Source organism: Nocardia sp. NPDC003183 (assembly GCF_053590715.1).
The window spans coordinates 38,303-61,503 of record NZ_JBSFTG010000015.1 but is presented as its reverse complement, the minus strand read 5'-3'; the positions used below and the strand labels follow the sequence as shown (position 1 = coordinate 61,503).

Annotated in this window: 17 protein-coding genes; 8 read left to right on the top strand and 9 right to left on the bottom strand. The window is 63.2% G+C overall.

All coding sequences use genetic code 11. The features are described 5' to 3' along the window. Window positions 1-175 precede the first annotated feature (175 nt). Window positions 176-1,066 carry a phosphotransferase family protein gene (locus ACWDXS_RS29625; protein WP_449970740.1) on the bottom strand — a complete coding sequence of 297 codons (891 nt, stop codon included), beginning with the start codon at window positions 1,064-1,066 and terminating at the stop codon, window positions 176-178. After that, the gene (locus tag ACWDXS_RS29620) at window positions 1,063-2,376 is read right to left on the bottom strand and encodes an XRE family transcriptional regulator (RefSeq protein ID WP_449970737.1); all 1,314 of its coding nucleotides are present in this window, start codon (window positions 2,374-2,376) and stop codon (window positions 1,063-1,065) included. Before ACWDXS_RS29620 ends, ACWDXS_RS29625 begins: the two co-directional genes overlap by 4 nt. 215 nt (window positions 2,377-2,591) lie before the next feature. On the opposite strand from ACWDXS_RS29620, the gene ACWDXS_RS29615 reads away from it, so the two are divergent. From ACWDXS_RS29615 to ACWDXS_RS29590, 6 genes are all read left to right on the top strand, one after another. Beyond that, a complete protein-coding gene (locus tag ACWDXS_RS29615) occupies window positions 2,592-3,020 on the top strand; it encodes a hypothetical protein (protein WP_449970735.1) in 429 nt (142 codons plus the stop codon). Next, window positions 3,017-3,490: a DNA-directed RNA polymerase subunit beta gene (locus tag ACWDXS_RS29610; protein WP_449970732.1), complete on the top strand. Its 474-nt coding sequence runs from the start codon at window positions 3,017-3,019 to the stop codon at window positions 3,488-3,490. The genes ACWDXS_RS29615 and ACWDXS_RS29610 overlap by 4 nt, the downstream gene beginning before the upstream one ends. A gap of 508 nt (window positions 3,491-3,998) precedes the next feature. Beyond that, window positions 3,999-5,372: a hypothetical protein gene (locus tag ACWDXS_RS29605; protein ID WP_449970729.1), complete on the top strand. Its 1,374-nt coding sequence runs from the start codon at window positions 3,999-4,001 to the stop codon at window positions 5,370-5,372. After that, window positions 5,305-6,072, top strand: a complete 768-nt coding sequence (locus tag ACWDXS_RS29600) for a class I SAM-dependent methyltransferase (protein WP_449970726.1) — start codon at window positions 5,305-5,307, stop codon at window positions 6,070-6,072. The genes ACWDXS_RS29605 and ACWDXS_RS29600 overlap by 68 nt, the downstream gene beginning before the upstream one ends. Then, window positions 6,069-6,992: a glycosyltransferase family 2 protein gene (locus ACWDXS_RS29595; protein WP_449970723.1), complete on the top strand. Its 924-nt coding sequence runs from the start codon at window positions 6,069-6,071 to the stop codon at window positions 6,990-6,992. Before ACWDXS_RS29600 ends, ACWDXS_RS29595 begins: the two co-directional genes overlap by 4 nt. Then, window positions 6,989-9,673 carry a valine--tRNA ligase gene (locus ACWDXS_RS29590; protein WP_449970720.1) on the top strand — a complete coding sequence of 895 codons (2,685 nt, stop codon included), beginning with the start codon at window positions 6,989-6,991 and terminating at the stop codon, window positions 9,671-9,673. Before ACWDXS_RS29595 ends, ACWDXS_RS29590 begins: the two co-directional genes overlap by 4 nt. Window positions 9,674-10,106: 433 nt before the next feature. Here the strand turns inward: ACWDXS_RS29590 and ACWDXS_RS29585 are convergent, their stop codons facing one another. Beyond that, complete coding sequence (locus ACWDXS_RS29585; RefSeq protein WP_449970717.1) at window positions 10,107-10,769, bottom strand: Eco29kI family restriction endonuclease; 663 nt, start codon at window positions 10,767-10,769, stop codon at window positions 10,107-10,109. A gap of 55 nt (window positions 10,770-10,824) precedes the next feature. After that, complete coding sequence (locus ACWDXS_RS29580) at window positions 10,825-11,664, bottom strand: GIY-YIG nuclease family protein (protein ID WP_449970714.1); 840 nt, start codon at window positions 11,662-11,664, stop codon at window positions 10,825-10,827. 113 nt (window positions 11,665-11,777) lie between these two features. On the opposite strand from ACWDXS_RS29580, the gene ACWDXS_RS29575 reads away from it, so the two are divergent. Further along, on the top strand, window positions 11,778-13,163 hold the full coding sequence (locus tag ACWDXS_RS29575) for a DNA cytosine methyltransferase (RefSeq protein ID WP_449970711.1): 1,386 nt from the start codon (window positions 11,778-11,780) through the stop codon (window positions 13,161-13,163). Window positions 13,164-13,167: 4 nt separating this feature from the next. After that, window positions 13,168-13,944, top strand: a complete 777-nt coding sequence (locus ACWDXS_RS29570) for a very short patch repair endonuclease (RefSeq protein ID WP_449970708.1) — start codon at window positions 13,168-13,170, stop codon at window positions 13,942-13,944. Window positions 13,945-14,009: 65 nt separating this feature from the next. Here the strand turns inward: ACWDXS_RS29570 and ACWDXS_RS29565 are convergent, their stop codons facing one another. From ACWDXS_RS29565 to ACWDXS_RS29545, 5 genes are read right to left on the bottom strand one after another with little or no spacing between them, the layout of a single operon-like run. Then, a complete protein-coding gene (locus tag ACWDXS_RS29565; protein WP_449970705.1) occupies window positions 14,010-15,353 on the bottom strand; it encodes a hypothetical protein in 1,344 nt (447 codons plus the stop codon). Then, the gene (locus tag ACWDXS_RS29560; RefSeq protein ID WP_449970702.1) at window positions 15,350-16,450 is read right to left on the bottom strand and encodes an AAA family ATPase; all 1,101 of its coding nucleotides are present in this window, start codon (window positions 16,448-16,450) and stop codon (window positions 15,350-15,352) included. The genes ACWDXS_RS29565 and ACWDXS_RS29560 overlap by 4 nt, the downstream gene beginning before the upstream one ends. Continuing rightward, window positions 16,447-18,321, bottom strand: a complete 1,875-nt coding sequence (gene drmB / locus ACWDXS_RS29555; protein WP_449970699.1) for a DrmB family protein — start codon at window positions 18,319-18,321, stop codon at window positions 16,447-16,449. Before drmB ends, ACWDXS_RS29560 begins: the two co-directional genes overlap by 4 nt. A gap of 4 nt (window positions 18,322-18,325) precedes the next feature. Next, window positions 18,326-21,568, bottom strand: coding sequence for a helicase-related protein (locus tag ACWDXS_RS29550; protein ID WP_449970696.1), 3,243 nt, complete (start codon window positions 21,566-21,568; stop codon window positions 18,326-18,328). After that, window positions 21,565-23,184: an NERD domain-containing protein gene (locus ACWDXS_RS29545; protein WP_449970693.1), complete on the bottom strand. Its 1,620-nt coding sequence runs from the start codon at window positions 23,182-23,184 to the stop codon at window positions 21,565-21,567. The genes ACWDXS_RS29550 and ACWDXS_RS29545 overlap by 4 nt, the downstream gene beginning before the upstream one ends. Window positions 23,185-23,201 lie beyond the last annotated feature (17 nt).

Here is a 23,201-nt window from a genome sequence, read left to right as displayed (position 1 = left end):
AGGTAGTCACATTCGTTGCGGTGCAGCTATTTACTGCCCCGCACCCCGCTCCGACGTACCGGGCAGCAATGACGTGGCCGCCGCGGTGGCGGCCACGAGTCATATGAGTCTCACCGCGCGGGCGCCACTAGTCGCGTCGCGTGGTGGTGGGCATCTCCAGCCGCGAACGAGTTCGTTAGAGCGCGTTCCAGCGCCAAGGTCGGGCAATTTCGCCCCGCAAGCAAGCAAGACGATGGCGCACCTCATCCGCTGCGCCATCGCTGGCTTCTGACCGCGACAGCGCGAAAACAGTCCAGCGAAGTTCTTGGATGTCGGCAAGCAGCCGGAATGCCGGATCCGTGGTGACATCAGCGCCGTAAGCATCGACGAATGCTAGGTAGTCGGCCTCCGATAGACGGTCGAAATCGGTGTGATCAGCTGCAATCTGAATGAGGTCCCACCCGGGTCGGCTCAGAGAGACGCGGTCCAGATCAACGAGTATCGGCCTTCCTCCAACCGGAACGACTAGGTTGCCTTGCCACGCGTCGCCGTGAATGACGGTCTTCCGAGCAGGAGGCTCGAGCTGGGAATACTGTTTGTACAGCCCGTCGTGGTGGTCGAGGAGCCAAGCACGGTCCTCAGCGGCGAGGTGGCCTGCCGACGTGATTTCTCGGCGAAGACCGGCGAATGGTTCGTGCTCCGGGAGCACAAACGTTATCGGCGGCGCGAGGGCGTGAAGTTGGCGAAGCGCGGTCGCGAGTTCGGCAGTTGTCGCCGCGCGGTGGTCTGGAATCCGCTGCCACCAGGTGATCGGACGATCGTCTACCACGGCTAAGGGAGTGGCGACATCGGCAACGTGAACGGTCGGCAGCCCAGAGGCATTGAGCCACTGCGAGATTCGCAGTTCTCGTTCGGCTGCATCAGCCGTTCCGGTCTTGCCTACCCGTCCAATGATGTCGCCCACACGATAAATCGTGTTGGACCCCGCCCGGACGAGTTCCGCACGGGTCGGATCGATGCCGCTGATAACCGCCGCTTTTTCGAGAATGGCCAGCGAGCTCGCCTCATTAGGCTCGGGGCTGCTCATGAAGCTGAGTCGCGCGGTGTCGCTGCGACGATGAGGGCGCGTAGCTCACCAACCTCGGTGATGCGGCGGTGTGTGCTCGCAACCGCCGCCAGCCCACGAAGCTCGGTCGCGATACGTGCCGATTGCAATGCGCGGCTACGAACCACCGCTTCCATTCCGATCGCGGCCGCGTCGCGGGGGTCTCCGACCTTCATCGTCAACGCTGCTAACCGAATCTGTGAGAACGTCCGCGATCGGGGATATTCGGAGCCTTGCATGTCGATGGCGTAGCGCAGCCGAGGTGCGGCGACGTCGATCGAGTTGAGTGCCTCGGCGGCCAAAGCGAGCGCCTTTCCAGTACTTCCGAGGTGTTCGGCTGTGTCGTAAAAACACATCCAGGGCGGGTCCGCGTTCGGTTCGCGGGCTTCGAATAGCTCATCTGCGCGGGCGACCTCCGCAACGACCTCATGGGTACGTCCCGAAGCGGCCAGATACTGCGCGCGCATGGCGCTGAGCATCGCACGAACGGTGAAGGTCAGGCGGTCCGATCGGACCTGGGCGAGTTCGATGAGGGAGAGTGCGCTGTCCGGGTCACCGACGAACGCCGATCGTCGCGCCATATCGGCGAGAGCGCTAGCGCGAAGGTCCCACGATCCCGCGGAGTCCGCGCACCACAGCGCGAATTGGAAGTATCGGTCGGCATCTAGGAACTCACCAGCGTCAAAAGCGGTGTACCCCACGACACTGCTGAGATTGCCGACCGCCTCGAACAACGAGCGGCGCAGACTGGCGCTGACCGAACTATGCACCATCGGCGCGAACTTCGTCAGCGCTCGGTTTGCGGCCACGATCGCCGAGGAGCCGCCGCCGTGTAGGTTTTCGGTCGATGCGGCAGTCTGGGTCGCGGCACGGACAGCGTCGATCTCGGTATTGCCTACCCGGCAGGATCGCAATTCGGTGCCACCGGCACCGGGTAGGAAACCGATCGCCCCGGTTGACGGGCCGAACGGACTGAACAGATTCACCGCCAGAGCGCGGTCCGGTTGCTTCTCGGTGGGCTGGCGCCGGCGTGACCGAACAAAGCCGAGTTCTGAATCTGACGCCCCGAGGACATGGTTCATAGCGCGGCGATAGTCAGCGTTCGGCCACCGCACAACTCCGCGTTCGTACCTGGCGATCGCGTGCGCGTCCAGGTCTCGTCGGACGCCAGTCGTTCGCCACACGTGCTCATTGATCGCGTCGGCGAGTTCAGCGCGGCTCATCGTCGTATTCGGGACGACCCGCGACGGCATCCCTTCTCGACGTTGCTGCAGCTGGATGTTAGGTGACACGCCACCTCCGCACGATTACGGGACGTGCCCAAGTGTAGTCGGCTGTCCCGTCGTGAGTGGCGGTCCTTTTTGCCCCATAACCTGCCCTCTTCCTTCAGCTTTCAGCGGCGGATGCTTGGACGTGCCCTACCTCGAACACCGGGGTTTCACGCAAACGCTCGCGACAACGACTGCTACGACATGCGACGTCGCCGCTGTACCGACCAGGGGGAATGATGAGCACGGCGAACCTGACCGATATCGACCGACAAGCGCTCGACGCCCCTGAACCCGGTAGCCTGATCACTCCCGACACCCGCGCCCTCCAAAGCCGGCCGGAGGGTGCAGAAGCGGCGCGCCACCACGTCTCGGCGGCCGAGGAACCCTTTGTCTGCGAATCGGCGCGGGCAGTAGCGCGCCCGGCGACCGGCACGTCCGGCCGATCCGGAGACGGTCGATATGTGGCGCTGCTCGGTGCCTTGTCCGGACTAGAGAACGAAGGTTTGGTCTGTTCTGTGCCACTGTTCCCGGCAGAACTGAACCAGCGCGCCAGCGATTGCGCCCGACCCAGACCAACAGCCCTGGCCGAGGGCGACCCCACGCCGTCGCGCGCCGACCTCGTCAGGGCGTTCGATGCGATGAAACAAGCCGGTTGGTTGCGATGACCCAGACCAACCCGCCCACCGCCGCCTTTGCCGAGACACCCCGGACACGGTGTGAGTTCTACCGGGGCATGTGCGCGCTGCCGACCGTCGTCGACCCGGCAACGGGGCGGATCACGATGCGGGCCGGGTTCGTCGGGGCGGTGATGATGCCGATCGGTTTGGCCCAGCAGGTCAAAACCAATCTCGACGTGCGCGGTGTCGCGCCGTTGTCGATCATCGGGCACCCGCGCGCCAACACGTGGACCTTCCTAGCAAGGGCCGATATACGGCCGATCGGTGACCCCGACGAGGTGGCGAGACTGTGGAATGCGCGGGTGATGGTGATCCGCGATGGTGATATCGCGTTGCCATCCCCGGTACCCGACCCGATGATGATCCGCACGTGGGTGTCTCCGGCTATCAGCGCGTTCCGCCCCTCGGGGGCCGTGGTGATCGAATGCGCGCTATCAATCTTGAGGCAGACACGATGATGAAATACGGCGGCCAGTCACCATGCCCCAACGAACCCGACATTCGCCTCTCTATCGAATTAGCCCGTGTGCAAGTGCATTTCGCCGCGTGTCTTACCGCCGCGCTGGTGTGCGTCTGCGATGTAGCCACCAGCCGCCCGGCACCGTCACCGCCTACCCCGGTCACTGCGCCGGATTACGCCGCCTTCCAACGAGCGCCTGTTCCTACAGCCCTGACCAAGGCACAGCGCGCCTATCGACCACACGAATGACCTTGGGCACGGCCAAGTGAGACCACACGACTTCTCGCTCGGCCTTTCCTGCAGATTCAGTACCCGTCACCGCCTCAGCACCCTGCCGCCTGAAACCGGAGCGCCTACACCGCCATAGGCAACTCGCCCTCTGAACGGCGATTAGAAGCGCCGCAATTACTTGAAGTACAACACCTTTCGCTGTCACGACTCCGCTCAACGAAGCCGCATCCAGCATCTCAATCGCTCGCGCCGCGACAGACATCACAATCCGGCACATGACAATGGAGGACTCGATGAGCATCCACCAACTGGTCGTTATCGGCTACGACGAGATCGTTCGCAACAAGTACATGCCCGTCATCCGGGACGCGATCGCCGAGGGCCACCTCGATTCCTGGTCGCTGATAGACCTCGAATCCGAACGAGAGGTCATCGAAGCACGGCTTGTCGGTGCGGACCCGCAGCCGCGCACGAAGTTCTTCGTCCAGTCCGATCGAGGCGACCCCGCCCTGGCTCTGGAAACAGCCCAGACCGCGCTGCGTTTCCTGCGGCTGCCGGGCCTGCCGATGCTGGCCTATATCGCCACCGAGGTTGGCTCGCACGAGCAATATCTGCGCCGGTGCGTGGCCGAAGGAATCAACTCGCTGGTAGAGAAACCGGTTCTGGCTCCGATGATCGACGGAGCGTTCGAACCCGCACTGATCTCTACCACCATGGCCGAGCTGATCGCCGACGCCTCAGGAAGGACGGCGCGGCACTCAGTGATGACCTTGAGCCGCTACCACAGCATCTACAACGATCGACTCATCCAGCCGCTGCGCGATCGGATGCTCGCGTGGAAGGCGCCACTGACCTCATTCCATCTGCGGGCCGCAGGCGGGGTCTGGAATCTGTCACATGAATTCGTGACCCGTGACGACCACCCCTACCGTCATGGGTACGGGATGTTGATGCACGGCAGCTACCACTACGTCGACCTCGCGGTACAGGTGCTCGCGCTAAACAAGCTGCTGTTCCGGGGCCGGCCGCTGCGATTGCAGGTGTGCTCCTTCGGCGCTTTTCCTGCTGACCAAGACCAGCGAGTGTCGGCCCGGGCAACGAAGATGCTCGGCGGACACTCGAAATGCGCTGCGCTGGCACGTGAACCGCGCCGGTACGGCGAAACCGACATCACCTCCACGTTCCGGCTGATCGACGCCGAAACCGATACCACGATCACCCTGGGCACTCTGTCTTTCGAGCAGACGACACCGTCGATTCGGAGCTGGCGAGCGTTCCCGGACGGGATGTACAACAAGAACGGCCGGACCAGCAGCGTCGACCTGGAAGCGCAACTGTCGACGCTGTATTCGGTTCACGTTCACTGCTACGACGTCCCTCGCGGGCCCGATGCCGACAAGATAGGCGCGGTCGCGGAGATCCTCACCCGCGCCAACGCCTCGCTGCTCACCGACGATGAGTACGTCTCGCGTGAGACTTTCGACGGCCTCTTCCACAGCGATAGTAACCGCGCCCTGATGCAGAACTGGTTGCGCGGCACCGAAACCCGCAGCCGACTGCAGGACCACTACCTGCCGATGCGTGTCACCGAAGCTCTCGCCCTGTCGCTGCGCATCCCCGGCCAAATCGTGGAAGTCGACGGATTCTAGGAGCCCACGCATGTACCTAGCACGTTCTCAAAAAGACGTCACCGCCTTCTATCTCGCGGCCCTGGCCGGTAAAGCGCCGACTGCGGAGCGGCTGTCGGCACCGGTTTCCGACAGGTTCGCCGAATTCCTGAACGCTGTCGACGTCCAGGCTCCTCGAACCGCCCTCGACCTCGGCTACGGCAGAGGCGCCTACACCGTGGCCTTGGCCCGAGCCGGCTTCGAAGTCGTGGCCGTCGACCAGGTCCCGACCCAGATCCTGCGTTCACGACTAGCGGAGCTCGCGGACTCGGCCGACCGGATCGAGGTGGTTCAACGGAGAATCGAAAACTTCTCCGTCGAAAGGCAATTCGGCGTGGTTGTCGCCAAAGATATCCTGCACTACCTGCGCCAGGATCAAGTCCGCGAGACCCTGACCCGCTGCATCCAGCGTGCCCCGATCGGCACAGGGCATTTCCTCGAGGTGTTCACCGACATCATCCGCACCGACCGGCAAGGACGTCGAGTGTTGATCGAGGACGAAGCCGCATACACCGCCGACACCTTTCGCACCACGATCGAACGCCTCTATACCGGATGGGACTGCCACATGAGCTTGACCCGACACCGCGAGCGCAATACCGACTCGGCGCACAACTACTTCGAAGCCAACAGGATCACTGTCCACGCGCACCGCAACACCGACCACGATCCCCGCCCATGAGGAAACACCCGCTCGGCCTCACCGTAATCCTGCCTTGCTATAACAGCGGGCAGTTCGTTCTGGAGGCGGTCGACTCTGTTGTGCGACAACCGATGTCAAATCCGCTCGAGATCATCGTGGTCGATGATGGCAGCGACGACCCCGAAACGCTGACAAGTATCGACGCTTGCCGCGAGTTCCCCGATGTCCGCGTCGTGCGGCAAGGCGCTAACGGTGGCGCCCAAGCCGCCCGCAACGTCGGCCTCGGCATTGCCCGCTACCCCTACGTCCTGCCACTGGACTCCGACGACCGGCTGTCCACCGATCCAGCCCTCCTCGTAAACGGCAGCTACCCCGAACAAGCGGTCCAGCTCCTAGCCTCCTCACCGCACCTGGCGTTCATCCACACCTACTCGCAGATGTTCGGCGCGTTCAACGGGCTGACGATCTCGGCCTATCCCTGCCGCGAAGAGCTGCTGGTCCGCAAACACCATGCACCGATGTCGATCGTCTACCGGCGCGCCGATGCCCTCGCCGCGGGCGGATATGACCGGGGAGTCCGCAAATGGCAGGACTGGGCGTTCGCGATCGACCTCCTCGCCGCCCGCCACCGGCGCGGGGAAACGAACGAGATCAGCTGCATACCGCGCCCGTTCCACGGGTACCGCGTCCACAGCCGGTTCGCCCGTCTGTCGGCCGCCCAGGTCGATGAACTGGAATCAGTGCGCCTCGTGGTCGAGAAGAACCTCGACTACTTCCATGCGGTCCTCGGCGACGATCGCCCTGCCGACGAAGTGGCGGCGTTCGTCTGCGCGAGCAAACCCGACCGGTTGACCGACCTTCTGCACATGGCCGCCGTCGACCTCGATCAAGCCCTGACGCTGGTTCGAGGGCGCAAAGCCACCCTCGGCAGTCCTGTCGACGTTCTGGGCATCCCATGACCGACACGAATGCGACGCCACCTCCCACCGGCGCCGAGGAGACCAGCGATGGGCAGGCAATATGCTGGGCGACTGTGACCGATACCCACCGCCCCAACAGCGCCGACCCCACAACCCTGCCGACGACTTTCGTACCGGTAGAACTAGAGGGTGAGCTGTACGTACGGTGGGTAGACAACGGCTACTTCAAAGCCGATCAGACCAGCGACAAGCCCGCCTACACCGTCGTCATCCCGCCCCCCAACGTCACCGGCCGCCTGCACATGGGCCATGCCTACGAGCACACCCAGATCGACGCGATCACCCGCCGCAAACGAATGCAGGGCTTCGAGACCCTGTGGCAGCCCGGTATGGACCACGCGGGCATCGCCACACAGAATGTGGTCGAACGCGAACTCGCCAAAGAGGGCCTGTCCCGGCACAATCTCGGCCGCGACGCGTTCGAGCAGCGTGTCTGGCAGTGGAAAGCCGAGTCCGGTGGTGCCATCTCCGATCAGATGCGTCGCCTCGGCGACGGCGTCGACTGGGACCGCGAGCGGTTCACCATGGACGAGGGGCTGTCGCGCGCCGTCCAGACGATCTTCAAACGCCTCTACGACGACGGCCTCATCTACCGGGCCGAACGCATCATCAACTGGTGCCCGCGCTGCGCGACCGCGATTTCCGATATCGAGGTCGATCACAAGGACCTCGACGGCGAGCTGGTCTCGATCCGCTACGGCGAGGGCGATGACCAGATCGTTGTCGCGACCACCCGCGCCGAAACGATGCTCGGTGACACCGCCGTGGCCGTTCACCCTGACGACCCTCGATACAGCCATCTGGTCGGCCGCGAGATCGAGCTGCCGCTGACCGGTCGCCGTATCCCTGTAGTCGCGGACGAGCACGTCGATCCCGAATTCGGTTCCGGCGCTGTGAAAGTCACCCCCGCCCACGACCCCAACGACTTCGAGATCGGCCAACGCCACAGTCTGCCCTCACTCACGGTGATGGACGACCACGCGATCATCACCGCTCATGGCCCGTTCCAAGGACTCGATCGTCTTGAAGCTCGCAGCGCCGTCGTCGCCGCGTTACGAGCCGATGGACGCATCGTCGCGGAGAAGCGGCCCTACACCCACGCTGTCGGGCACTGCTCGCGCTGCGGCACGGTCATCGAACCGCGCCTGTCGATGCAGTGGTGGGTCAAGGTCGCACCTCTGGCCCAGGCCGCCGGTGACGCCGTTCGTGACGGGCGCGTCGCCATCCACCCGCCAGAATTGGCTGGCCGCTATTTCGACTGGGTCGACAACCTTCGCGACTGGAACATCTCCCGCCAGCTGTGGTGGGGACACCGCATCCCCATCTGGTACGGCCCGACCGGCGAAACCAGGTGCGTCGGCGCTGACGAGAGCGCCCCAGATGGTTGGACACAGGATCCCGACGTCCTCGACACCTGGTTCTCCTCGGCACTATGGCCGTTCTCGACCATGGGCTGGCCCGACCAGACCGACGCCCTGGCGAAGTTCTACCCGAACAGCGTGCTGTTCACCGGGTATGACCTGCTCTTCTTTTGGATCGCCCGGATGATGATGTTCGGTCTCTACGCCACCGGGCAGTCACCGTTCACTGAGATCGCCCTGCACGGCATGGTCCGCGACAAGCACGGCAAGAAGATGTCCAAGTCGTTCGGGAATGTGGTCGATCCGATCGAGTGGATGGACTCCTACGGCACCGACGCACTTCGCTTCGCCCTCGCACGCGCCGCCAACCCCGGCACCGACGCACCAATCGCCGAAGAATCGGTCGCGGGCAGCCGCAACTTCACCACGAAGCTCTGGAATGCGAGCCGATTTGCCCTCCTCAACGGCGCTACCACCACCGGGCCGCTGCCTGCGGCCGAGGATCTCTCGGTCACCGACCGCTGGATTCTCTCGCGCCTGAGTGCCGTGATCGCCGAAGCCGACGGCTACTACGAGGACTACCAATTCGCGAAACTGTCCGAGTGCCTGTACCACTTCGCCTGGGACGAAACCTTCGACTGGTATCTCGAACTGTCCAAAGCCGTATTCGCGCAGGGCGGTCCAGCCTCAGATGCATCGCGTCGGGTCCTCGGGCACGTGCTCGATACCTTGCTGCGGCTGCTGCATCCGCTCGTGCCGTTCGTCACCGAGAAGTTGTGGACCACCCTCACCGGCGGGGAATCGGTCGTCATCGCGACTTGGCCGCAAGATTCCGGCTTCCGTGACCCGGCGGCCGAGGCCACGGTCGCCCAGGTGCAGCACCTCGTCACCGAAGTTCGACGGTTCCGCTCGGAACAGGGTGTACGAACCAGCCAGCGCGTCCCCGCCGAACTCGAGCTCACCGATGCCCTGGCTGGTCACGAGGCGGCCATCCGGCAGCTACTTCGCCTCGATCCCCCCACTGACACCTTTCACTCGACCGCGACGCTGCCGATCGGCGAATCACGCGTCAGCCTGGACTTGTCGCAGGCGATCGACGTCGATGCCGAGAAGCGTCGCCTCGAAAAGGACCTCGCTGGCGCGCTCAAGGAAATCGAAGTTGCCGCAAAGAAGCTGAGCAACGACAGCTTCCTCTCCAAAGCTCCCGACGATATCGTCGCTGGTATCCGCACCCGTCATCAGAACGCCGAGCTGGATGCTGACCGAATTCGCGAGCAGCTCGCGATGTTGCTCGGATAACCCTTCGACCGCGAGGCCCCTAGCACTCCCTGGCCGCACTCTCGTTACAGCACTCGGGACAGCGGGCCTCGCGGCATCCCAATCGGACATGGTCTACTCGGGACCAACTTTTGTTCGGATGCATTCACTGGAAGTCTTGCGAAGCCGGCAATGAGTCTTGAAACGCGGAGCCTCCCCACCCGAGCCTCCGAAGACGTTTCCCACGCCGACACGATTGGAAGCAATGATTGGTCGGCGTATTCAAGGCTGACCCACGTAGAGGATCACTCACGGCCCGGGAAGCGGACACCCGTTACAGCTCGTCGCCTCGACCACCGAACCCGGACTTGCGGAAGATCGCGCCTACATCCTGTCCGGTCAGTCGGCCTATACGACGGCGAACTCGAGCAGAAGTGCGGTCTCGACGAGTTCACGGGGACGACGCGGACCACGTTCAGTTTGCCGTGAGATCTTCGTACGCCTCGGCGGCTGGGTGCTGCCATGGTAAGCACGGGTACTGCGCTATCTGCCATTCGATGTGTTTCATGGCGGCCGTGATCAATTCGCTCGGTTCGTGGGCGACTTCGCCGTACGTGCGGCTGCGCCCGTCGTGAACGGTATCCCACTTGGACTTGCCACTTTTACGGGTCGCCGCCCCTTGTTCGTGACTGCCGAACCCTGTGAGCTTGCTGTTCCATACCGGCTGATAACCGACCCGCAGACCGTTCTCACCCAAGTCCGCGTGCACGTCCGGCATGAGCAAGGCGCGGAACCGGAACTCCTCGATCGGTAGACCGCCCTCCATGATCGACTTTCGATGCGAGCGGAGCCGCGAGGAAACAGGACGGGCCGCGCCGACGGTCTTTCCGGTCGCGCTGTTGCTCGACCGCGCCTGTCCCGCGTACACGGGGATCTGGAACTTCGACAGGGGGCGATACAAGTCGATGCTGTCGCCACGGTAGTACAGCGCGTAGAGGCCGGAGCCGTCGAAGCGCGGGATCTCGTCCTCCATCGAGACCAACGGTTGCCGCTCGAGCATCTCGCAGATCGTGTTGGCGAGCCGGGCCGTCGACAGTGGGTCGAACGACTCGGGCGAGTACTTCGCGTCCACGTTCACCTACTCGCCCGAGTATCGACATCACGTGGTGGGGACGAGACGAGCATCGGGTGCTTCACTCGTCGATATCCGGCGTGTCTACGGCGGCGTCCTCGGGAAGGGACTCCGGTGTCACGTCGATTACATCTCCCGCTCGGTAGTAGCGCCACGCGCTCCTGTACTCCTCGGTTTCCTTGTACATGATCACGTACCCCATCAGGGCTGTGATCTGCCAGCCCTCCGGCAGGGCGGCGGCGACGAGGCGGAATGCCTCGTTCGCGGTGAGATCCGCGCGGACGACGTCCAGGAGGCCCCCACTCGACTGGGATGGGAGTTTCTCGTAGCGGAACACGAAGGGCAGTCCGGACTTCAACGCCCCGAGGAACGGTCCGAGCGTCGTCGCGCCCGCTTCGAGACCAGGCACGGGCACGTCGAGGTTGATCGGGAACTCGACGTCGAAGTGCTTCTCCTTCAGGACCGTCCTGTCCCGCTGCCGTCCGGGATCCTTGTTGCCGAAGCCGTTGTTGTTCCACGGAACGCCACCCTTGCCCTTGTAGTGGCTGATCAGCAGCTGTTCCGGCGCCAGGGCGGAGAAGTCCTCGGCGACGTACAGACACGAGAAGGTGACCCTGGTGAGAGGGATGTCGCGGCGGCCGGAGATCTTGCGCAGGTGCTGACTCAACCGGTCACGGAGCGACTTGTCGGCCTTACCGACGTAGACGAACTCTCCGTCGAGATAGAGCTGGTAGACACCGGGGCGCTCGTCGACACCCTCAGTCAGGTTCGTCTCGGTCAGCGGGATGGCGACCAGCGTCGCGAGCGCTGCGGCGAGCTGATCCCCCAGCGCCTTGGTGATGCTAAGCCGGAAGTCGCTGTGATGAGTTCCCCCACCGATCGGCAACATGTGCTGACTCATCTCGGTTGCCCTTCGATCACGATCACGAGAGAACTCTATGGACTCGACTTCTGTCAATCGGACTCACCACGTCCGGAACCATTCCTGTCCGACCCCCGCGGTATGGTTCGCCCATGGATGACCAGCCGGGAAACGTGACCAGGACACGGACCAGCGTCGAGTTGTTCGCCGGTGGTGGCGGACTCGCGATGGCCGTTCATCAGGCCGGCTTCCGGCCCTTGCTGTTCAATGAGTTCAACAAGCGCGCATGCCAGACCCTGGTCGCCAGCGCTCGCAAGACCCTGGGCACCGACGGCTTGGTCGAGATCGAGAATGTTCGACCGAAGCCACCGGCGGTGGGGCAACCCGCGCCTCTGTACCCTGCCGACGTCCAGGACCTCGATCTCAGCGCTTTCCGGGGGGAGGTTGACGTCCTCGCCGGTGGGCCGCCCTGCCAACCGTTCAGCGCTGGTGGTGTCGCCAAGGGCGACGAGGACAAGCGCAACATGTTCCCGGCGATGTTCGAGGCGATACGCCAGGTACGCCCGAAGGCTGTCATCTGCGAGAACGTCCGTGGTCTCCTCCGGCCCTCGTTCGCGGACTACTTCCAGTACATCGTCAACGAGCTCCGACTCCCCCACCAGCAGCGCGTTGACTCGACGCGTTGGCAGGACCACGACGCCCAGCTGCGGCGGATCCTCGCCACCCTCTCTGACAACGACATTGACGCCGAGCACTACAAGGTCGTCGTGGTTCCCGTCAACGCCGCCGACTACGGAGTCCCGCAGATACGCAACCGCGTCGTCATCGTCGCGTTCCGGGCGGACCTCGGCGTCGATGTCGAGGCGTTCGAAAAGCTCGTCAAGACACCCCGATACTCCGAGGCGGCGCTGTTCCGCTCGATCAGGAACGGCGACTACTGGCGACGGCACCCCGACGTTCCGGCGCATGTGCGGGCCCGAGTCGAGGAACGCATACCTCGAGTCGTGAAGGAGGACGACTGCCTCCCCTGGCGTACGTTGCGCGACGCCATCGCCGGATACGGCACCGACGCCACGCTACCGAAGCTGCCTGCGGTCGACCTGAAGCGACTCGACGAGAAGTTCGACTTCGGCGACAAGATCGGCGTCCAGCATCACATCGGATGGCCTGGCGCGCGAATCTACAAGGGCCACACCCCGAACGAACTCGACCGCCCCGCGAAGACGGTCAAGGCCGGAGTCCACGGCGTGCCCGGTGGCGAATCGGTTATGCTCCTCGACGAACGCGACCGCGACCCCGAAACCCCCGACGGCTGGACCTACCGACACCGCTATATGACCGTGCGCGAAACCGCCCGCGTGATGACCTTCCCCGACGAATGGCTCGGCTCCGGGCCCCGCGGTGAGCAGATGCGGCAGCTCGGCAACGCCGTCCCGGTCGTGCTCGGTCAGTTCTTCGCCTCGGCTGTCGCCGACGCCCTTACCGCGGCGGAGGCGACAGAGGCCGACGCCAGCGACACGCTCGTCGCGACCCACTGAAACGATGCGTGAGCGGACTGACGAACACGGCTGGAACCAGCACCTACCGTCAGCGCGGGCGTACAAACGGCGCGACGGGGCGGTGGCCCCGGCGATCGAGCAGGACCGTGCCGCGGGCGGCCGTCACCGTCGAAGTGTCGATCTCGGCGACGGGCGCGTGGCGCGAGCGTCGGTCTCGCTCCGGGTCTATCGACGTACTCGCCGGATCCGGGCGTACCTGCGGTGGTCTTGTGATGGCAAGTCCGTGGAGCGGTACGTCTGCGAGGTCACTCGCGATTCCCGCAAAGAGAATCTGGCACAGGCGTGGCGAGAAGCCCACGCCCAGAAACTGGCTGGTGACGCGCCGCTATCATCCGAATCTAGCGCGTCATCTCCCGCTGTGCGCGCGGTGATGCGCGCGAACCGCAGACGCGACACTGGACCGGAGATGGCGCTGCGGAAGGAACTTTATCGTCGCGGCCTTCGCTACCGGGTTGATGCCAGACCGCTAGCGGGACTTCGCCGAACGGCTGACATCGTCTTCGTCTCCGATCGCGTAGCCGTCTTTGTCGACGGTTGCTTCTGGCACGGCTGTCCCTCGCACCATCGCCCAGCGATGAAGAATTCGGAGTTCTGGAACCACAAGATCGACGCTAATCGGGACAGGGACCGGGATACGTCCATTAAGCTCCGCGACGCCGGTTGGACGGTGATCCGTGTATGGGAGCACGATCGACCTGACGAGGCCGCTGAATACATCCAGGCGGCTATAGGCGACCGTCGGCGATCGACCCGTTCGTAGTCGAGGCGCCGCCGACGCGGTGGCGGCAGATTTGATTTGGGTCGATTAAGCCATTTCCCGCTAAATCAAGATCGCCGCAGTAGTGGTGCGGTCTTTAGCCGAACACCACCTACCACGACTCCGGTGATGTCACCCTCGGCCACGAATTCCGTCACGCCGAATGTCGGTGTCCTTCCTTCGGTCGCGATTTGGATCGCCCAACCGGCGGTGTGATCGTCTAGCGCGATATTCCGCAGGGCGACGGATTCACGTGCCACACCGCGTAGGTGGCCGGCCAGCACAGCCGCCACCACGCGAGTCGGATCGTCGGCGCCGGTTTCCTCGGCTGGCCATTCCAGGAGCTGCCCCAGATCAGGACGGAGGAGGACCAGCACGAGGGCCTTGGCCGCCACGTACGGGCTACCAGGGTTCCGAAAGCGCTCGAAATCCCTTTCAACGTTTACGATCTCACGCACGCGCCGGAGGTAGTGCGCGACGATGGCGTTGACCTCATCACTCGGATTTGCCGCAGCGATCTCGCGGACGACAGCTCCCACCACTTCCGACGGACTCCACGCATCGGCTCTGTCGCGTTCCCCTAGCACGCGATACGCCGCCAGGAAGATCAGCCGATCGGCCTTCGCGGCATCGGTCTCGGTCGCCGGTTCGGCTGCCGCGCTGCCGAGGTCAGGCCAACGCAGCCAGGGGGGCACGATGGCCCCTTCTGGCAGGTGTCTGGCCCCGAGCATGCCAGCCGCGACCGCCATCGCCCCGCTACTTTCGGCGGACGCTATCGCCGCGCTGATCGCTCCGCGCAGGCGGTCGATTCGACCCCAATCGATGTCCGGAGCTCGAGCTGGCGATGCGATCACGACCTCGGCGTCGGCCTCTGACGAGAACAGCTCGGGGCTGACACGCAGCAAGTCCTCATGTGGAAAGACATTTCCGTAACGACGGGCACGATGCTCGCGAAGCGACTTCTCGTCACGGAAGTGGATCGCTACTACGTCGGCCATCGCGGCCGCGCGCGCGTAGACAACGGGATCGTCTAGCTGTTGGCCGTTCAGCACGGACTCCGACAACTCGACCAGTACAGGTGCGCCCGCGCCACGCTCGACCACAACCTGCTCGACCAAGGGGGCTGGCGGTGGACCGACGAGAATCGGAACCCACCCGGGACACAGCCCAGACAGATCCGCGTAGTACTTGTAGAACGACTCGCGCGGTGCCAACAACCGCGAGCTGAGCAGAGCGACGAGGTTCATGCGATTGGTCAGGACGAACAAGCGCGACGACGCGCTCTCGAAACCGTCCGATTCATTCCCAACGGCCGGAACCAGTTCCGATGTCGTCTCTCTCGTTCCAGATGTCGCAACTTCGAGATGTTGACCACCGACGCCTTCGCGGTCCTCTCGACCTCCCTTGGTCACTGTTCCAGCACCAAGCCGGCAAGGTCCGCGACGATGTCCGGCACGTCCGAGTCACCGCTCCAGGACAGATGTAGTTCGTGGCAGGCTCTGGACATCACCACGTAGAACGTCATGCGTGTGGCCGCCGACGTCGTATCGGCGGTGAGCTGCTGTAGCTCGGGCACGAACAACGTATCGAACTCCAACCCCTTGAGCGACTTGTAGTGGGCCAACGTCACGGCTGGTGAATCGAAGTCGAGGACGCGGTGCTGAGGGCTGGTCGAGATGTACTGCTGAACTGGCACCGGCAGCTCGCGCTTCGACAGGGCTCGGTAGAGCTTGCGCTGCATCGTCTGGTTGACGCATGCCACGCCGACTGTCAGGTTGTTGCGTGGCTTGACGTAGCGGACGACGAAATCCACGAACTCATCCGCACTCGCGTGACGCCTGAGCGTCGGCTTGTCGCCATGCCGCTCGGGAGGGTGTGGGAGTCCGGTGGGTGCACCGGCGTAGTACTTCGCCGCCACAGCGGCGATCTCGGCGGTGTTTCGGTGGTTGCGCAGAAGGGATAGATGCTTGCGGGCGCCGATCGCTGTCTCGATCTCGCGCAGCGTGGTGTTGTTGTCGAACAACTGCTGATTCTCGTCAGCGAAGACCGTGATGTTCTTCGCGACGAAGCGCGCGATCCTGAAGAAGCCGAGCGGTAGGTCCTGCCCCTCGTCGACGATCAGGTCCACCAGACCACCCAGTTTTGGCGGGTTGGCCATGAACAGCTGGGCGATCTGAGCCCAGTCGACCTCGTACGAACTATCAGTAATGGTCGGAGGACTGGTGCGGTAGTGCTGCCGCCAGAAGTCCCAGAACCACTTGTGGAAGGTGGTCACATACCCGGCGACGTCCATCTCGTTGGCCGCCTGCTCGGTGTACTGCTGGAGCACCTTCGAGTACATCAGCACGGCTGGCTCTCGATCGTCGAAAGTCAATGCCTGGGCGCGGTATAGCGCCATCACCGACTTGCCGGTCCCCGGGGGACCGCTCACCAGGTAGTTGCCGTCGAGGTCGAGGCTGTAGATGAGGTCCTGTTCCTTGGACAGGTCCTCGAAGGCGGGCAGCCTCACCCTATGCTCCTGACACCATCGACCGCTGCCTCGATGGCCGCGTCGAGCACTGGTTTGAAGAAGCCCCGCACCTTGTCGTTGCCGATCACCATTCCTCGGTCCAGCAGATAATTCCCGCTCTCACAACTCGTTTCGGCTACAAGCGAGCAAGCGTGACAGGCCGCGATGTTGAGGCTGGCGAAGGTGGATGCCAGATTTTCGCTGCAGAGCGGATCAGACGAGCACCACATGGCGTCCTGCAACGCTTCCAAAATGGTGGTTCGTAGGGTCGGCGCCTCGCCTTGGCGCACCAGTCCGCCCAGGGTGCCTTCGGAATCACCCGCAGCGGTATAGATCAGGATGCCCGCTTGCTTGGCGGTACCGTCCGCTTCCAAGCTGCTTCGGGCGTATATGCGTTCCCGCAAGCTCGTCGCCGCGTACCCGGATTCGAAGGCCAACCGGCGAATCATCAGGTGCGCGAAAGTGTGCAGGAGAACGTAGCGAGGGCTAAGGATCGGCCCCGTCCGCTCCCGAAGCCGCGGCGCCATGAAGGAGTTGTCCAGACGGCCTTCGAGTTCCGCGACGCGGGCGCGTACGTCATCCTGCTGCTCCCAGATGTTCAGTCGGTTCTCGTCCAGAGACAAGAAGATGCCCTCACCGCCGACGTCGATCGCTGGCAACCAGCTGACTCGGTGATTGAGCGCGGCCTTCACCAAGGTGTCTTTGTCACCCGGTTTGACCCGATGGAATCCCTCCAATGCGCGCACCTCGCGCAGCCGATCGGCCAGCACCACCTTGTCGATGCGGTCAGTGAGCAACGACGTGACGGCGTTGCTGTCAGCGGCACCCGATGTCAGGCCAACGTGCCTAGTCCGGAAATTCGGATCATCGGAGTTGTCCGACGGAGTCAGGAACGCAGCCCATTCCTCGCCCAACAGGTCGCCCGGCGTCGCCTCGACGGCTGTTGCTCGACCAGCCTCGCGTTGCTTCTCGTCTCGGGCGAGTGCCTTGATGTAGTCGCCAGCTACTCCATGTGCGTCCGCGAGAGTCTGCACCGTGAATGCGAATATCGGGGCGTCTTCGTTGGCCGTCATCAGGGCACGGAACCAATCGTCGGCCTTGATGGCCATGGCCTTCTCGCTGTTCGCGTCCGACCGTGACGGATTCGGAATCTCGATGGACGAGTGGACGACCGGGAAGTACACGTTGCTGGCTCCGCGCTGAACCGCCAGGGGAATCTCATCGCAGTCCGCGCGTTCATCGAAGCGTTGCCAGGGCTGTCGGCCGCCGCACGAGACGCCGATGGACTTGAGCGAATTCTTGGAGGTTATCCCCACTAGGTTTCGACGGCTCTGGCAACTTTGGCACCGGATTTGGAGGGTGTCGAGGCCGCCGCCGCCCTTACCCGGCAATGTCTCGAAGCACAGGTTGTCCTTTTGGCACTGGCGAGCGTCAGGGGTTGAGCTTCGGGAGTGCGCCCACCGTCGCCAGTCGATATCGTCCATGTGCCCCTTCGGGCAGATCTGAATCCAACGCATCGGCACCAATGGCTTGCGGCCGGCGCAACCGCCGCAGGTCGGCGACTTTCCGTCTTGCTCGAGCGAGCGCTTCCACCGAGTCATCCGGCGACACTTCTGGCAGAACAGCCAGGTCGGGAACCGCGAGTACGGTACGCCAGCTTTTGACGGTGCCCAGGAGTTGCTGTCGATCGACGGAGCTGCCCGAAACTGCGTGACGCCGAGAGCAGCGGCCAACCGATCGCTTTGTATCGTCTCGCCTCGGGCGCCCCACCTGAAGATGTCACAACCCACTAGCGACTCGCCTTGGAAGTCGAAGATCGCGCCGACGCCGAAGGGGACGATCGTCTGCGACTGCCTGATTTTGCGCTGCATTTGGCTACTTGCTCCCCTTCGACGACCCCGCACCGTGGATAACCTCGATCAGCGACTCCATGTCCACATTGCGCATCGAACCGAGTGTTGGCCACCCGTCGCCCTTGGCATGGAACTGTTTGATGAGGTTGATCTGGCCTTTGCCATTCGGCTTGTAATACAAGAGCTTGCTATCCGCTTCGGCTCGCCGAGCGCGGTCCAGCCAGTCGTCGATGAACTTGTCCATGTAGCTCCGCGCGCCAATTCGTTCGCGAGGTTCGACACGTTCCACCACTTCGATCAGGGCGTCCGCCAATTTTCGGACTTCGGCCTCGTGATTGAGGATCTCGCCAGCTTGTCCATCCGTGTTCAGGCCAAGTTTGTGTCGGACGAGGATCACCAAGGCGGCGTGCAGCGCGCGGTCACGCGATGGTGGTGAGTACGGGGTGACGCTTGTGGGCTCGACGTGACGGTAGAGCGCTGAGTGGTACCCGCGGAAGTTCTCGTAATGCGATCTGTCGCGCGGCTTGGTAGCGCGGAACAGATCGAACACTAGGCCGGGTGCCGTCGACCGTCCCACACGGCTGGTGGCCTGGATGTACTCGGCGGTGGCCTTCGGCTGACCGTTGACGAGCATCAAGCCAAGGCGAGGAACGTCCACACCCACAGACAGCATGCTGGATGTGGCCAGGAAATCCACCGAGTTCTTGTCGGAGCAAGGCTTATTCAAGCGCTCAAGGAGGCGTGGCTGCTGTGCGCGTGGAACGGACGATGACAGCTCATCGACTTCGTACTCGCGTTTGGGGCGACTAACGATCAAGCTTCCCAACCGGGAGTGGATATCGTCGCGGGCGATGGTGACCGTTTTGCCGAGCTCGCGCAGGGAACTGTGGTAAGCGACCACCGTCCAGTAGGCATCCTGGGCATCGCCTGCCAGGCAGAGGTCAACTGGTGCTTGGAGAAGCGCTGCGCCGGAGTGCACGACTGCGGTGTCGAAGGTGTGCCCTTGGGCCATCATGCCGACGTACAAGCGTCCGGGGGACATCTCGTCCTCCCTGGCGAAGTAAGAATTGCCAGCGTCGATCCCTGCTGGTGGGAATAAATCAACCGGCCGACCGAAAAGGCCGTTGATTTGTGCCGTGGCGCGTCGAATCGTCGCGGTGGAGGAGATGACCTTCGGTGGGCGCAGATCTGACTCGCAAAGCAGGTTGATTGCGGCTTCGTACAGCCCGACTGTCGTGCCCAACGGGCCAGTCAGTAGGTGCAACTCGTCCTGAATGATGAGAGACGGGGGAAGCGTGCCATTGGCGCGTCCGAACAGATTGCCTGAGTCTGGCACCCAGGCTAACTGGGCGAATTTATCCACGGTGCCGAGCAGGAAGGTAGGCGGACTGGCGTATAGCGCGTCGTCGATCACCCGTACTGGCAGCTCGGTATGGAACTCGCATTTGACTGATGGGCAGTGGAACTTGAACGACTGATCAGTGCAGACGATGCCGTAGTCGGCGTCCTCATCGCTGTGTTCGCGGGGCACGATCTCGGTGCCACACCACGGGCAGCGCTCGAGGAGGAACCGATCGTCTGTTTCGCCAGCGTCGCGCAATTCGTCGAACTGCTCGCGCGCCTTGACATAGCGGTTCGGCGTAGTCGCCTCTCCGACCCACAGCCCTACGGATATTGGCTCGTCGCCTAGGCAGGCTGGGTTCTCGCGCCGAAGGTGTTCGCAAGCCGCGATGGTGGAGGCGGTGCGCTGGAACTGCTGGGCAGTTAGCAGCGACAGCGTGTAGCGACTGACAACCGCCGTGCCTCCGCCCGCGGCATCTTCCAGCAGCCGACGTCGGAAGATCTCGAAGGCCGCCACGAACAGGTAGGCCTCGGTCTTACCTCCGCCGGTCGGAAACCAGATGAGATCTACGACATTCCGATCATCGTCTTTGGGGTATGCCAGACCGCGCAGGGTCGTCAAGAAGAAGCCCATCTGGAATGGTCGCCATTTTGCACCGCCCGGATAGTTAGTCGGCAAGTCAGGGGCCGCGCTACGCGGATGGCGCGTGCCAACCAAGTCCTCATCGCTGTGCCTCATCTGAATCAACATGGCCCGATTAGCTAGTCGGAAGGCTTCGATCAGTTTGGCGCGGTCGGGATGTTGCGCGAACACGCGTACGCCCGCGCGCATCCGGTCGCGGGCGCGCACCAGGCGTTTGATCACGGATACCGTCGCGCCTTTGTAACGCTCATCCAAGGCTGCGGCCTCTGCACCTACCTGTTCGATCCAGGCCGCGTACGGGTCAACGAAAGCATCGAGTTCGCGCACGAGATCGGCGGCATCGGTCGAGGCGTCGGCTAGCCAGGCGACGTCTAGTGCCCGCACCGAGTCGCCGTCGGCGCTAACTCGAGGCACGACGAAGGATGGCATGACTTCCGAGCGGACGCCGTTGACCTTGCCGTCAAGCTCTCGCCACTCCGGTGAGCAACCGTGACCAATGGCGAAGACGCGCGCCTTGCGGTGCATCAGCCGAAGCTCTTGCTCCTCAGGATCGTGGGAAGCCATTGTTACCGAGGGGTACTCCAAGAGTTCTCCCGCGCCGTCCACGCTCACGTCGAACTCAACCTGGAGCAGGATGTCGTCCCAGCCTTGTTTCGGGTGCTCACCGTCGATGCTCCGGGCGTTTACCAACGTAACCGTCACGAGATTCCCGTGGGGGTACTCGCGCCAGCGAATGTGGATCTCGGCCTTATTGTCCCAGATAGGCTGGGGCTCGGTGTCGTCAGCAGTAATCGTGACCTTCGCCTCAGGCAGCTGGTCCCGTCGCCAGACACGCCTTGAACCCGGGGACTTCTGACGCGGATCCTCGTCTTGTGCCTCGGTAGGTCCGCCGTCCCGTACCTCGTGAGCGGTCAAAGCTTCTATTGCCGCATCGCCGCTAAGTAGTTCGTACTCAGCAGCGCGGGCTTTGATCGTCAGTTCAGTCGCCGTGGTGAAGAACGACAGCCCCTGCGACGCGGGAAGAAAGTCGTTCGCCGCTGAGACCGGATCGTCGCTGAACTGACTCTCGTCGCCGCCAACAGCCGTCGGAGACTCGTCTTCCTCCTGTCCCTCCCGCTCGACGTACCCAGCGAACTCGGCTTTGCGAGGAAACAGTGTGCCCATGAGGTACCGGCGGTTCGGCGGATCGAAGATGATCTCAGCGGACCCGTCGAACGGACCGACGAGCTGGCGTCGAACGTAGTCGACGAAGTCGGCCCGGACATCTGGGAGTGTGGTCATGCGCCCGCCTTTTTCAATGCGTCGAGAGCCGTTGCGGCGTGGGTCTTGTACAACTCAGCCAAACGGGCTCCGACTGCTGGACTGGTCGCTAGCCATAGACCGGCGCGCGGCCGACTCAGTGCGACGTACAGCAGGTTGATTTCTGCCTCCGAGTCGAGTGAGTCGATATCTACGACGCACACGAACCGGTTCTCCAGCCCCTTGATGTTCACCGCTGATGCCCAGGTGAGGTCGTCGCCCGGCCAACCAGCTGCTGAGCCCTTCCCGAGCACACGCAACGTCCCCTTTCGGGCAACTCGAAGTCCCCTCGCGGCGCTCGTCTCCCAATCGCCACGCAGCGAAACAATGGTGACAGCACCCACCGGCACTTCATGGTCGCGGAGCACGCGCAGGTGCAATTCCAGCGCAGCGGTCTCCGCTGCCGGGTCGTCTACTGTCACCATCTCGACTTCCGGCCCCGAACCAGCAGCGGCCACACCGGTGTCCGCTCCGGTCAGCGCCCGGGTCTGGAATGCGATCTCACGAGTGTTGCGACAGTTGGTTTGAAGGGTGGCCGGCACCGGAGAGAACGACTGGATGTACTGCAGAGCTTCGCTATCGAAGTCGCCATAGAGGTCGGCTTGGCGATTCTGGTCCATGAACATCACCCAACGGCCGTCGCTCCAGCCACCGACTATGGTCGCCTCTAGTCTGTCGAGGCTGTCGAAGTTCATCAGATCCTGTGCCTCGTCGATCATTACGGCATCGAACTGCTGGTTGCTGGGCAATTCGGATGCCGCGTGAACGGCGACACCACTCCCGGCCATCAGTTCTCGTACATATGCGGCAAGGACCTCGCTTCGGCAGATGAACAGCACAGCACGCCCGAGCAGGACTTGACGGCGGGCGACTTCGGTCGCCAAGAACGTCTTGCCGGTCCCTGCTCCCCCGTTGCAGAGCACTCTGGGTGCCTCGCTGATGAGGTCGAGCCTGGTGAACTGCTCGTCGGTCAGACGCACGAAAGCGACGTCGAGCGTGATGGCGCGCGCATCGAGCAAGGGCGAGCGGTCAAAACTAGGACGCAGTTGCTGAATCAGGTTGCCGTGCAGGTGCTTGTCGATCGGCAGCTTCTCCGGCTGACGCCCGCCCCAGTATGCGACCGCCCGGTTGACCGCCGAAACGAATCCTCGACTGAATTGCCCTCGGCCACAGTATGTTTCGTCATCCCACTCAAAGCTGCTCAGGGCCAGGTCGACGTCGGGAGTAACCACCAGGGTCCCGAAAGCGATGTCATCAACTGCTACACCGATCTGCTGCCGCAGCCGATCGCGCAGCGCGTACATACCACTGTTGACCTGCTTGAACGGACCTTCCCGATCTTGTCGGTGGTGTCCGCTACGGTCGCTGTACGTCCACAAGCCGTTGTTACAAGAGATTTGGGCACCCTTGACCTCTACGACCAGCACCAGCTCGTCGAGCACGAGCACGAAATCAAGCTCAGAGGTGAGCTTGTACTCGTGCGTCGGCAGATTCAGCGAGTGCAGTGCCGTGCCCCGGAGGCCGCTGGCTGCCAGCGCCTCGAACACGCGCCGTTCGGACGTAGTTGTCGGAACCGAGCCAAGTTCGGCCGGGATCATTCTCAAAGTCGCTCCCC